A 13,443-nucleotide genomic window follows, 5' to 3' on the forward strand; every position below is an offset into this window, starting at 1 on the left:
TTGATATTAGGAGCATGTGGTGAGATTTTATGTTACTCTGGTTTTGATTTTAATATTAAATATTTCTTTATATTCACAGGATACAAATTTAACAGATAATATTACAAATGGAACAAAAATATCTATAACTTTAGAAGATGCTCTAAATATGGCTTTTGATACTAGTAAAACATTAAAGCAGGCTGAATATGATGTAAGAATAGCACAAGTTCAAAAAGATGCATCTTTCTCTGACTTATTTATGCCTTCTTTAACTATAAGCGGAGGATTAGATTTATCTGAATCTAAAGAATATTCTATCAGCAATAGAAATACAGGCGTTTATTCAAGTCCTGATACTTGGTCGGCTTCGGCTAGTTTATCAAAAACATTATTTACAGGATTTAAAAATTGGAATACAGATAGGGCTAGAGATGTTAATTTAAAAATGAAAAAGGATACATATTATGATGAAATGCTTAATGTGGATCTCGATACAAAATTAAATTTTTATAATACATTTGTAGCTCAGGAAAATTACAGAGTATATTTACAGCAGCAGCTTAATTACAGCAATAGAATGAGAGAGGCATATATAAAGTATAGAAACGGACAGGTTTCAGAATACGAATATTTAAATGCTAAGGTGCAATATGAAACTACAAAACCTCAGGTTATAACTTTAAGCAATCAATATCAAAGTTTGAAATTGACATTTATCAGACAAATAGGTTTAACTAATATTGCTGATGATGTAGATTTAGTAGGTAATATATTGGATGCTACAAATATAGCATTGCCTGATATGGCTTATGATGATTTGCTTACTATTATAATGAATAATAATATAGAATTAAAAAATATGGCTAGCAATTTAGAAATGTTAGAGTATAATAGAAAGGTAGCAAGAAGTTATTTATGGCCTACATTGTCAGCGAGTGCTAATGTAGGTATTACTACAGTAGATAAAGTAAAAATGGAGAACGGCACATTTACGAAAAATAGGGTTGGTGAATTTAGTTGGGGTGTAGGCTTTTCTTTGTCATATAGTCTTAACTCTCTTTTGCCTTTTTCTTCTACAGCAAAGGCTGCTGAAGAAATTGAGCTTAGTATAAAGCAAATGGAAGTAAGCTATGATGAGTTAAGAGATACTATAGAAATAAGCAGCCGGGATTTGATTTCTACAGCAAGATCTCAAGCGGTGAATTTGCAGTCTCAGGCAGAGAATGCCAGAACTGCAGCTTATGCTTTGCAAATGGCACAAAGGCAGTATAGAGGCGGTACTATATCTACACTTGAACTTAGTGATGCCGAAATTACATATTTGAATGCACAGCTTGCATATTTGCAGGCTATATATGATTATTTTTCAAGCACTTTACAAATATTAAAGCTTTTAGGTGCTTAAGGAGATTATGATGAGAAGAGTAAATATTATAGTATTATCAATTGTTTTAATTTTATCTTTTTTATCTGCTTCTTGTAAAAAGTCAGCAGTAGATTTAAAGAAAAAAGAGAACCCTATAAGTGTATTGGTAGCAGCACCTATAAAGCAGCATTTAGAAGAGTATTTAGATTTATCAGCTGAGATTAAGGCTATTAAAGAAGTAGAAATATCTTCTGATGTACCCGGAAAAATCGCAAGTATCTTAAAATACGAAGGAAGTTTTGTTAATAAGGGAGACACTATAGCTTTAATAGACCGATTCGTAATAGGTGCAAACTATGCTTATGCTCCTGCAAGAACTCCTATTTCAGGATATGTTACCACTACATATATGGCAGCAGGTGCATCAATAGCCGCTTCTACGCCTATAGCAAATGTTGCTGATATCAGCCAATTAGAGGTAGAAATACAAGTTCCAGAGCGCTCCATTTCCGGAATAGAATTGGGCCAAAAAGTAATTATAAGAGTTCCTTCAGCTCCTAATAAAGAAATAGAAGCTGAGATAACAAAAAGAGATTATGCTGTTAATCCTTCTACCCGTACTTTAATGGTAAAAGCTCTGATAGATAATAAAGACAGACTTCTTTTACCTGGTATGTTTTCTGATGTTTCAATACTTTTGAATTCAGCTGATAATGTATTTGTTATACCAAACAGTGCTATGTTCAGTGATGATTTAGGTAAGAATTATATCTATGTTGTTAAAGAAGATAATTCAAATAATCCTCCGGCAGAAGTTCAGGCAGAAAATTCAACTAATGTTCAATACAGAGCATATACAAGAGAAGTTAATGTATTATTCACTTCTAAAGATAAAGTAGCTTTAAGCGGAGGACTTGAAGAAGGAGAAGAGGTAGTAATGTTCGGACGCGAATTCCTTAAAAATGGTTCATTAGTTAATAGAATAGAAAATGACCCTACTATATTGGAATATATTACACCTCAGGCTACAGCAGTTGCTTCAGCTAATACTAATCAAAATACAGTAGCAAATCAAACTACAGCAGTTAAAGAAGATACTGCTGCTGCTAAAACAACAACTGCATCTAAACCAGCAGCTTCTAGCACATCCAAACAAACAACAACTGCATCTAAGCCAGCTACTACTACTGCTAAACAAACTACTACTACACCTAAAACAACAACCACTACTAATACATCAAAAACTGCAGATAATAGCAGTGATAATGGTATTTATTCTATTGGAGGTTAATTATATATATTTAATTAAAGGAGCGATTTTTTATGAGAAGTTTTATTGAACTAATAGTAAAAAGACCTGTTGCAGTTTTTATGGGAATTATTGCTGTAGTTATACTTGGTGCTGTAAGTCTTTCAAGGCTTCCTGTCGACTTTCTGCCCGACATGGAGCTTCCTTTTATTAGTATCAGAACTACTTATGATAATGCAGGTCCTGAAGAAGTAGAAAAATCTGTTTCTAAGATAATTGAAGGAGCTGTTTCATCAGTTAATAACATTAAAGAGGTGAGTTCTACTTCGGAAGAAGAGGACTCAAGAGTTTTTATTGAGTTTAACTGGGGCAGTGATTTAGCTTCTGCTACTGCTGATATAAGAGAGGCAATAGATAGAATAAGAAAATCGCTTCCTGATGATGCTGAAAGTCCTGCAGTTTATAAATTTTCTACTGACAATATTCCTGTTATGGAAATATCTTTTTATGGTACTGATAATTTAGCTGCTTTATATAATTTGGTTGATAATCAAATATTAACTAGTATAGAGCAGGTAGGCGGCGTTGCTATGGCTGAAATCAGAGGAGGACTTAAAACTCAGATTAAAGTAGATGTGGATATGAATAGGCTTCAGGCTTACGGACTTGATATTAATACTATTGTAAGTACTTTAGCTACTGAAAATCAGAATATATCAGGCGGAGAGACTTATGAAGGCGTTTATAAATATACTTTAAGAACTACAGGAGAGTTTAAAACTGTTGATGATATAGGAAATGTTGTCGTAGCTTTAAAAACTAACAGTACACCTATAAGACTTAGAGAGCTGGCAACTATATATGAAGGCTATGATGAAGACGGAGATGTTATTAAAGTTAATGGTACTCCTGCTGTTAATGTTTCTATCAATAAAGAATCCGGTGCTAATACAGTTGCCGTTTCTGATGGTATAAAGAAAAGACTTGCTACTCTTAATCTGCCTGAAGGTATAAAATATGAAGTGTTATTTAACAGTGCGGATAATGTTAATAATGCCATAAAAGGGGTTCTTGATACTGCTTGGCAGGGTGGTTTATTTGCTGTTATAATACTTATGCTTTATTTATGGAATGTTAGAACTGTACTAATCATAGCAATATCTATTCCTATGTCTATTATAGTTACATTTACTTTGATGTATTTCTTTGGAACTACTTTAAATATTATTTCACTATCAGGTCTTGTACTTGGTATCGGTATGATGGTTGATAACTCTATTGTTGTACTTGAAAATATATTCTTCTATAGAAATAACGGATACGGTAAATATTCATCTGCTATAGATGGTACTTCTACTGTAGCTCTTGCGATATCTGCTTCTACTCTTACTACAATAGCAGTATTCTTACCTTTCCTTTTTGTAGAAGGTCAGACCGGTCAGATGTTTAGAGACTTATGTATTACTGTTACTGTTTCTATGATAGCTTCTTTGGCTGTAGCTTTAACTATTGTACCTATGCTTGGAGCTAGACTTGTAACTACTAAAAAATCTAAATTCTTATCTAAATTTGAAGATTTCTTTGATAAGCATTTTCACTCAAAAGTTAATTATGTATATGAGAAAATATTAACTTATTCAGTTCATCATAAAAACAGAGTATTAATTCCTGTTATAACTATAGTATTTACTGTAATTATTGTTGGATTAATCTTTATAGGTAAAGAGGGTTTCCCTGAGTCTGATGAAGGACAGTTTAGAGCTAGTATTACTATGCCTATAGGTACTAGAAAAGAACAGACAGGTACTTTTATTGACAGAATGAGAAAAGATGTAGAAGAGGTTGTTGGAAAAGATTTAAGCAGAATTCAGACTAGAGCGAGATCCGGTTCTGATGCCAATAAAGGTGAAATAAGAGCTAAACTTATAGATAAATCTGACGGAAGAACTATGGAGACTGCTGAATATGTTGAGCTTGTGAGAAAAAAATTGGCAAGCTATCCTGCTACAATTAATGTGGATTTAGTAAGCAGTATGAGAGGAGGTGGAAATAGTGATTCCAGCGGTATTGATATAGATATAGTTGGTGAAGATTTAACTAGAGCCAGAGAGCTTGCTAATAATGTAATAGCAGCATTACAGGATGTTCCAGGACTTAGAGATGTTCGTTTGAAAAAAAGTGATGCAAGTCCGGAACTTAATGTTACTGTTAATAGAGATTTAGCTTCTAAAATGGGACTTAATATAAATACTGTTGCAAACTCCATTAAAACAAGTTTCGGAGGTACTACTGCCACTAGAATGACTCCGGATAATTCTGATGTTACTGATATTGATGTTATAGTGAGATTAAATGAAAGAGACAGAATCAATATAGATGATGTTAATAGAATGCTTATACCAACTCCTGCTGGAATGGTTCCTGTATCTGCTATAGCAAATGTTGATAAAAGTTTTGCCCCTTCAGAAATAGAGAGAAAAAATGACAGCAGAATAACTTCAATCACTGCCTCAGGTTACGGAAGACCTATGAATCAGATAATGACTGATGTACAGGCTGCTATTAATGAAAAAGTATTCTTACCTTCTGGTTTTTCAATAGTTTATTCAGGAGATTATGAAGATATGAATGAGGCATTTGGACAGCTTATACAGGCTTTATTCTTAGCTTTAGTATTAGTTTATGCTATTATGGCAAGTCAGTTTGAATCTTATATAGCTCCTTTTGTTATTGCTCTTGCTATACCTTTTGGTTTTGCAGGATCTCTTACATTATTATTTGTTACAGGACAGACTTTGAGTGTATACAGCGGTATTGGGGTTATAGTTCTTATTGGTATAGTAGTTAATAATGGTATTGTACTTATTGACTATATGAATCAGCTTATGCATGAGAAAAAGATTAATGGTGATAAAGCTGCTTTAATAGCAGGTCCTAGAAGATTAAGACCTGTACTTATGACTTCACTTACTACAATATTAGGTCTTCTTCCTATGGCATTATCAAGCGGAGAAGGTAATGAGATGTATCAGCCTTTATCATTAGCAGTTCTTGGAGGACTAACAGTTTCTACTATGTTTACTCTTGTTATAGTACCTACTGTTTATGCTGCTATTAGAAACAGAATACCTCTTAAAGATTATGATGCTAAAGATTTGGCTAGTGTTGAAACAGGAACAGGTATTGATGATGCTTTAAGCACTCCGGGTAAATAATAGATAAACATAAATAAAAAATAGAGAGCTTAAGTTATAATACTTAAGCTCTCTATTTTTATATAAGAATTAATTTAAATCAATTTTTTATTTAATTATTTTCTCCAGTCTGATTTAATTGTCACTTTAATTGTAATTTGTTTATCAGGATCGACTGTAAAATATTCATCCCAACCAGATTCAGCAAATTTATCATTAACATTTTTAGGAGTTAATTTTATAGTAGTAGTTGCATTTTGTTCTCCATCTGTAGTTATTATTGGTGCAGTTACTTCATAATTAATTTTACTATTTGGTATGGCAGCAAAAGCATTATCTAATCCTTTCTTTATTGAGTCAGCTGTAAAATAATCATTAGAAATGCTAATCTCTGAAGGAGAACTTGGATCCGTATTTAATATAATGAATATAAATTCATATGCTTTAATTCCCCATTTTGTGATATTGGGCTATCATTATTAATATTATTTAATTCTTCTTCCAGCATATCCATTGTTATTGTAGTACCTGTTGCTGTACTGTCAGTTGTGTTATTTTTACAGCTTACAGCAAGTGCTAAAACTAACATTAAAGATAAAATGAGCTTATTTTTCATTAATATTTCTCCTTTTTTTAAAAATAAATTTGTTCTATTATGAATTATTTATTTTAGAAATAAACTATTTATAGTTCTATTTTTGCTATAAACTATAAAAAGTTATGAATAAATTAATAGATATTTTAAATGTGTAACTTATAATTTTATTTTATGATGCTAAATAATATTATATGTAATTAAAATAAATTGAATCTTTAATTAAGTATATTTAAGATAAAGTTATGAATTTTAAGATTAGAGTTAATAAAGTGTTAACAGATTATGTTTTGAAGTTAATATTTTATATATTTTTATTTGCAGTAAAAAATGTAATATTATTTAAAGTATATAAAAATATCTTATCACTTTATTTAAAATTTTTTATGTATAAAAAAATTAAACTTTCGACTAAATTGTTAAAACATACAAAAGTTATAAAATACCATTGCAATAAATAAGAAATAGTTATATGTTTCTTTAACTAGTCATTTAAATTTTTGTTTAAAATCTAATAGTTAGATAAAAAATCTAATAAGGACTTAAAGGAATATGCAAGAAAAAATCAATGAATTAAGAAAAAGAAAAGAGAAAATAGAAGAAGGCGGCGGCAAGGAAAAAAACGAAGAGCGTCATAAAAAGGGTAAATTAACAGCAAGAGAGCGTATATTACAGCTTTTAGACGAAGGTACTTTCTGCGAGATAGATGCTTTTATAGAGCATAGATGCAGTGATTTCGGTATGGAAAAAAATAAAGTTGCCGGAGAAGGTGTAGTTACAGGATACGGTAAAATTAACGGAAGACAGGTATGTATATATGCTCAGGACTTTACTGTTATAGGCGGTTCTTTAGGACAAATGCATGCTGCTAAAATTTGTAAAGTACAGGAGATGGCTATAAAATTAGGCTGTCCTTGTATAGGTATTAATGATTCAGGCGGAGCTAGAATACAGGAAGGTATTGACTCATTAAGAGGATACGGTGATATTTTCTACAGAAATGTTCAGGCTTCAGGAGTTATACCTCAGATATGTATTATAATGGGACCTTGTGCAGGAGGTGCTGTTTATTCGCCTGCCTTGATGGATTTTATATTTATGACTGATAAAGGTTCCAATATGTTTATAACAGGTCCTCAGGTAGTAAAAGCTGTAACAGGAGAACAGGTTTCTGCTGAAGAGCTTGGAGGAGCTTATGTTCATAGCAAAACTTCTGGCGTTGCTTCTATGATGTTCCCTGATGAGGTTTCTACTTTGGAAGGTGTAAAAACATTACTTTCTTATATACCGCAGAATAATTTAGAGGATGTGCCTTTAAATAATACAGATGATGATCCTAACAGAGCAGATGAAGAATTATCTAATGTTCTTCCAGACAGCCCTAATAAACCTTATGACATTAAAGAAATTATTAAAAGAGTAGTTGATAACGGAGAGTTTTTTGAACTTCAGCCTTTATTTGCTACTAATATAGTTATATGTTTTGCTCGTCTTGATGGAAAGTCTGTTGGTATAATAGCTAATCAGCCTAATTCTATGGCAGGCGTACTTGATATTAATGCTGCTGATAAAGCTGCAAGATTTATTCGCTTCTGTGATAGTTTTAATATTCCTCTTATCACATTAGTTGATACTGCAGGATATTTACCAGGTGTTGCTCAGGAGCATAATGGTGTTATTAGACATGGTGCTAAACTTTTATATGCTTACTCGGAGGCTACTGCACCTAAAATTACTCTTATAATAAGAAAATCTTACGGCGGAGCTTATATAGCTATGTGTTCTAAACATTTGGGTGCTGATATGGTTTATGCTTGGCCTTCTGCTGAGATTGCGGTTATGGGACCAGATGGTGCTGCTAATATCATATTTAAAAAAGAAATAGATAAAGCTGATGACCCTAAAAAAGTAAGAGCTGAAAAAATAGAAGAGTATAAAAAAGAGTTTGCTAATCCTTACAGAGCTGCTGTAAGAGGTTATGTAGATGATATCATAGAGCCTGAATATACTAGAAGTTATTTGATTAATGCTTTGCATCTTTTAAAAAGCAAGAGAGAAACAAGACTTCCTAGAAAACATGGCAATATACCTCTATAAAATTTAATTTTAAATAATTAAGGAGAATTAAATGGAACATAATGCAGCTATTACAATATTCGGTATAATGTCTGTTTTTATAGTTGCTTTAGTTTTTTATATATTGTCTTTAGTTTTGGGAATGATTTTCAAAACTAGGAATATAAAGAAAGAAGAAGAAATTATAAAAGTAGTAGAGGAAAGTAAAAGTAAAGAAGAGGATTTAATAGATGATACTGAACTTGTGGCAGTGTTAACCGCTTCAATATCAGCTTATACAGGTATGTCCAATAATAAATTTATTATTACATCTATTAAAGAGTCTAAAACTCCTATATGGGGAATGGTTGACAGAGTAAATAAATTAAAATGATAATTTATTAATATAAAAAAATAGTTAGCTTAAAAAAGCTTTATATTTTTATTAATAAAAAATTGATAGTCTTATAACTAAAGTTGTTATAGATTAGAATATTATAAATATATAAAAATATTTTGTGGAGAATAATATTATGACTAAGCAATATAAAATCACAGTTAATGGAAAAACTTATGATGTATCAGTAGAGGAGGTAAGAGCTGTAGCTTCAAATAAAACAGTATCTACTATAGTTAATGCTCCGGTAAATACAGCAAAACCTGTTGCAGAATCAAAACCGGCACCAGCTCCAGCAGCTCCTGCTCCTGCTCCTATAGATGAAAATGCTATATCAATAAAAGCTCCTATGCCTGGTACTATAGTATCATTTAATGTTGCGGTAGGAGATAAAATTAATGAAGGTCAGGTTGTAGCTATATTAGAAGCTATGAAAATGGAAAATGAAATAGTATCTCCTGCTTCTGGAGAGGTAAAATCTATACATGTTGAAAAGGGTTCTTCAGTTGTAGATGGTCAGGTTATATTACAAATTAAGTAATATAAAGGGGTAAATATGAATAATGCTTTAGGTTTGGATTTTAACAATTTATTTACAGGTTTTTATCCGCCGACTTTAGCCCAAGTTATAATGATGCTTTTAGGAGCATATCTTATATATATGTCTATATATTATAAGAAAAAACCTTTGCTTCTTCTTCCTATGGGAGTTGCAATATTAGCTGCTAATATGCCTCTTCCTAAAATGACAGAAGATGTAGTAAATGGTTTTTTGGGTTTAATTCATAGCGGTGCAGACAGCGGAGTGTATCCTGTATTGGTATTTTTTGCGGTTGGTACTATGATAGATTTAGGACTTGTGCTTGCAGATCCTAAAAATTTCTTTATAGGTGCTAGTTCTCAGATTGGAATACTTATAGTATTTTATATTATGAGTTCTTTGAATTTAGGAGAAGGTTTGTCTGCTGCCACTTCAATTATAGGTGCTGCTGACGGATCTTTGGCTATGTATATGACTTCTCTAATTACAGAGCCTAAATATTTTGCTGCTATTGTTATGTCTGCTTATCTTTATATGGAGCTTCTTCCTTTGCTTCAATCAGGGCTTACAAAAGTTTTAACTACTGCAAAAGAAAGAAAAATTCCTATGAATTATTTGAGACATGTTTCAAGAGGAGAGAAAATTATATTTGCAGTTATTGCTATGGGGCTTTGCGGAATATTTTTGGCAAACTCATTTCCTCTTATAGCTGCTCTTTTATTTGGAAGTATTTTGAGAGAGTCAGATATTATAAAAAATTTCTCAGTCAATTTGCAGAAATCTTTAACAGGAATACTTACTATGCTTATAGGAATAGCAATAGGTTCTTCTGCCTCAGCTGAATATTTTATGACATTAAATACAGTTATGATATTTGCTTTCGGATTATTGTCATTGATATTAAGCACTACAATAGGTATAATTGCTGCGAAAGTTATTAATATATTATCAGGCGGTAAAGTTAATCCTATAATAGGTTCTGCAGGTTTAAGTGCTTTTCCTGTTCCTGCTTGGGGAGCACATGTTTACGGACAGGAAAATAGTTCATCTAACTGTCTGCTTCTTCATGCAATGGCTGTTAATATTTCTGGCATAATATCCGGTGCTATAGTGATGGGCATACTTCTTACATTCTTCCATTAATTAAAAAACAAATTTAATGATTATATATAATACTTAAACCCTGTTTATTAATTTAAATAGGGTTTTTTATATAAAAAAATCTCATGCATTACACTGTAAAAAATAATAAAATTAATATATAATACTATTAGTATAAAAATATTTATGGAAAAAATATGGTAAAAAGATTAACATTAAAAAACGGTACAAGAGTTGTTTTAGAAAAAATGCCGATGCTTGATACTGTTTCTATAGGCTTTATATTTTTAACAGGCAGTGCCAATGAGAAAAAAGAAGAAAACGGATATACTCATTTTATAGAGCATATGCTTTTTAAAGGCACTGATAAAATTAGTGCAAAAGAACTTGTTAGAAAAATAGAGGGTGTTGGCGGTATATTCAATGCTTTTACTTCAAGACATTTAACTTCCTTTTATATCAATATAATATCTAAATACTTTGACAGAGCAGTTGATACTTTGGAAAATATTATGCTTTATTCTGCTTTCAGAGAAGATGATATAAACAGAGAAAAAAAAGTTATAATTGAAGAGCTTAAAATGTCAAATGATACTCCTGAAGAAATATCAGCCAATCAATTTTTTGCTGCTGCTTATAAAGGCACTTCTATGAGTTTTCCTATAGGAGGAAATATTAATAATATAAAAAAAATAAGCAGAGAAAAAATTTATTCTTATTTTAAAGAGCATTTTAATTCTAATAATTTAATTATATCTATAGCAGGAAATTTTGATATTGATTATGCAGTAGAAAGACTTGAAAAAATAAAATTAGAAAAAGGAACTAGAACAGTTAATGATGAGCTTCCTTTTTATTATAAAACTATAACTAAAGAAAAACAGGAAATTAATCATGTTTATTTTTCGCTTGTAACACCTTCATATAATGCATGCGATAATAAAAAGAGATATGCTATGAATATGGTTAATGATATATTTGGAGGAAGTTCTTATTCAAGATTATTTCAATCGATAAGAGAAAATAAGGGACTTTGTTATAATATATACAGTTATAATTCCAGTTTTATAAACGGTGGTACATTTGAGATACATGGTTCTACTAGTTTGGATAAATATGCACAGACTATAGAAAGTATATATTATGAAATAGAAAAATTAATTAATGAAAGAATATCAGAGGAAGAGCTTGAAGAGGCTAAGGACAGTTATAAAGGTTCTATGGCATTTAGTAAATTTAGTGCGGAATTTATAATGAATAAAAATGCAAGGCATGAATTATATTCATCTAAGTATATCTCATTTAATGAGCTTTATAATATAATAGATAAAATAGATTTAAAATTAGTTAATGATGTTATAGATGAAAAATTGATGAATAAAAAATTCTTCTTAACATCTGTAGGAGCTAGCGGCACTAAAGATATAAGTAATGCTCTAAGCAGCAAACTTAAATTAAATTGATAATAATATTGAAAATATATTGAATAATTCCGATGTTATTATATATAATTTTTTATAAATATTGACTTTTAAAATATATTATGTATAATATTACTAGGAATTAATATATTTATAAGGTTGTTTTTTAGTGTTTGGTAATTTAACTAAATCTATATCTAATGTATTCTCTAAAATACAAGGAAAAAAAGTCCTTACAGATAAGGATATAACAGATAGTCTATTAACTATCAAAGAAGCCTTACTCTCTGCTGATGTATCCTTAGAAGCTGCAGATAAATTTCTTGAAGAAGCTACTAATAGAGCTATAGGAAAAGAAAAATTAGAAGGCGTAGATCCTGCCAATCAATTTGTGGCTGATGTTCATGATACACTTGTTAATATGATAGGTGAGGGTGAAAGCGGTTTAAAATTAGAGCCTGTTGAGAAAACTACTATTACATTATTATTTGGTTTGCAGGGTTCTGGTAAAACTACTACATCAGCTAAATTAGCTAAATATTATAAAGATAAAAGACGCGTTATGCTTGTAGGTCTTGATGTTCACAGACCAGCCGCTATGGAGCAGCTTGCCGTTTTGGCTAGGGAAGTGGGCGTTCCTTATCATATAGACACTAAAGAAAAAAAAGCATATAAAATACTTAAAAAAGCACTTTCTATAGCTAAAAAAGAGCAGTATAATATGATATTAGTGGATACTGCAGGACGCTTAGAGATAGATGAAGAAATGATGCTTGAATTAAGACGCGTTGTGAACTCTGCTAATGTTACAGAAAAAATATTAGTTGTGGATTCTACAGCAGGTCAAAGTGTTTATGATGTTGCCAAAAATTTCCAGAATAATATTGGAATTAATGGTGTTATACTTACAAAATTTGATTCAGGAGTTAGAGGCGGTGCTGCTTTATCTCTAAAATATGCTACCGGTTCATCTGTTAAGTTTGTCGGAGTAGGTGAGCATTTAGATGATATTGATGTGTTTGATGCTAAGAGAGTAGCCGGACAAATACTTGGTATGGGCGATATAGTAAAACTTGTAGAAAAAGCCCGTGCTGCTATAAGTGAAAAAGAAGCTCAGGAAATGCTTCAGAAAGTTATAGAAAATAATTTCGATTATAATGATTTCTTAAAACAAATTGAAGCTACTGCTAAAATGGGCGGACTTAGTAAAATGACTTCTATGATTCCCGGTATGGCTAATGTAGATACTGAACTTCTAAGCCGCGAAGAAGAAAAATTCAAAAAGTATAAAGCTATTATACAATCAATGACTAAAAAAGAAAGATTAGCCCTATTTCCTTTGAATAATTCGAGAAAAATGAGAATATCTAAAGGAAGCGGTCAAAGTGTTTATGATGTAAATCAGTTAATAAAACAGTTTACTATGATGAAAAACATGATGGGCAGTACTAAAAAGATGGATAAGCTCGCAAAGTCCCTAGAGGGTATGGGTATGTCTATAGATGATTTAAACAAATTAATGTAAATAAACTTGGAGGAAAA

10 protein-coding genes are annotated in these 13,443 nt (G+C 31.1%); 9 read left to right on the plus strand and 1 reads right to left on the minus strand.

Annotated features, from left to right (window positions below):
* Positions 1-19: 19 nt before the first annotated feature.
* From A966_RS02245 to A966_RS02255, 3 genes are read left to right on the plus strand one after another with little or no spacing between them, the layout of a single operon-like run.
* A complete protein-coding gene (locus tag A966_RS02245; RefSeq protein WP_008722076.1) occupies positions 20-1,387 on the plus strand; it encodes a TolC family protein in 1,368 nt (455 codons plus the stop codon).
* A gap of 7 nt (positions 1,388-1,394) precedes the next feature.
* Positions 1,395-2,639 (plus strand): efflux RND transporter periplasmic adaptor subunit, encoded by a 1,245-nt coding sequence (locus A966_RS02250; RefSeq protein ID WP_039955424.1) that lies wholly within the window; start codon positions 1,395-1,397, stop codon positions 2,637-2,639.
* Positions 2,640-2,671: 32 nt separating this feature from the next.
* Complete coding sequence (locus A966_RS02255; RefSeq protein WP_008722080.1) at positions 2,672-5,812, plus strand: efflux RND transporter permease subunit; 3,141 nt, start codon at positions 2,672-2,674, stop codon at positions 5,810-5,812.
* A gap of 394 nt (positions 5,813-6,206) precedes the next feature.
* On the opposite strand, the gene A966_RS02260 is transcribed toward A966_RS02255, so the two are convergent.
* Positions 6,207-6,407 (minus strand): hypothetical protein, encoded by a 201-nt coding sequence (locus A966_RS02260; RefSeq protein WP_008722083.1) that lies wholly within the window; start codon positions 6,405-6,407, stop codon positions 6,207-6,209.
* 531 nt (positions 6,408-6,938) lie between these two features.
* Between A966_RS02260 and A966_RS02265 the strand changes: the two genes are divergently transcribed.
* From A966_RS02265 to A966_RS02290, 6 genes are all read left to right on the plus strand, one after another.
* Positions 6,939-8,483: an acyl-CoA carboxylase subunit beta gene (locus tag A966_RS02265; protein WP_008722085.1), complete on the plus strand. Its 1,545-nt coding sequence runs from the start codon at positions 6,939-6,941 to the stop codon at positions 8,481-8,483.
* Positions 8,484-8,514: 31 nt separating this feature from the next.
* Positions 8,515-8,835 carry an OadG family protein gene (locus A966_RS02270; RefSeq protein WP_008722087.1) on the plus strand — a complete coding sequence of 107 codons (321 nt, stop codon included), beginning with the start codon at positions 8,515-8,517 and terminating at the stop codon, positions 8,833-8,835.
* Between the two features lie 139 nt (positions 8,836-8,974).
* Positions 8,975-9,379: a biotin/lipoyl-containing protein gene (locus A966_RS02275; protein ID WP_008722089.1), complete on the plus strand. Its 405-nt coding sequence runs from the start codon at positions 8,975-8,977 to the stop codon at positions 9,377-9,379.
* Positions 9,380-9,394: 15 nt separating this feature from the next.
* A complete protein-coding gene (locus tag A966_RS02280; RefSeq protein WP_008722090.1) occupies positions 9,395-10,522 on the plus strand; it encodes a sodium ion-translocating decarboxylase subunit beta in 1,128 nt (375 codons plus the stop codon).
* A gap of 155 nt (positions 10,523-10,677) precedes the next feature.
* Complete coding sequence (locus A966_RS02285) at positions 10,678-11,943, plus strand: M16 family metallopeptidase (protein WP_008722093.1); 1,266 nt, start codon at positions 10,678-10,680, stop codon at positions 11,941-11,943.
* Between the two features lie 127 nt (positions 11,944-12,070).
* Entirely contained in the window at positions 12,071-13,426 is a 1,356-nt protein-coding gene (locus A966_RS02290; protein WP_008722095.1) for a signal recognition particle protein, read from the plus strand.
* Positions 13,427-13,443: the final 17 nt, after the last annotated feature.

It is taken from the genome of Brachyspira hampsonii 30446, from assembly GCF_000316195.1.
Classification (GTDB): domain Bacteria; phylum Spirochaetota; class Brachyspiria; order Brachyspirales; family Brachyspiraceae; genus Brachyspira; species Brachyspira hampsonii_C.